Origin of the sequence: Paenibacillus xylanexedens, assembly GCF_007680605.1 — a bacterium.
Classification (GTDB): domain Bacteria; phylum Bacillota; class Bacilli; order Paenibacillales; family Paenibacillaceae; genus Paenibacillus; species Paenibacillus xylanexedens_B.
Genome location: NZ_VEIO01000096.1, coordinates 1 through 244, shown reverse-complemented (window position 1 = coordinate 244; position 244 = coordinate 1). Strand labels below are relative to the sequence as shown.

At 53.3% G+C, this 244-nt stretch carries 1 tRNA gene; it reads left to right on the top strand.

Going from position 1 to position 244, the window contains the following annotated elements:
* The first annotated feature begins 170 nt into the window (after positions 1-170).
* A tRNA-Phe gene (locus FS818_RS28530) sits at positions 171-243 on the top strand.
* Position 244 lies beyond the last annotated feature (1 nt).

Below are 244 nucleotides of genomic sequence, written 5' to 3'. Positions count from 1 at the left end.
CCGTGGTGTAGTTGGCCTAACATGCCTGCCTGTCACGCAGGAGATCGCGGGTTCGAATCCCGTCGGTTCCGCCATTTAACTCTCAACATGAGGGAAGTTGTTCACTACATCTGCTGTACGGCACTGATGCCCTGGATAAAGTGTAGCGACTCAAGCTTAAACTTTATTATGGCTCGGTAGCTCAGTCGGTAGAGCAGAGGACTGAAAATCCTCGTGTCGGCGGTTCGATTCCGTCCCGAGCCAC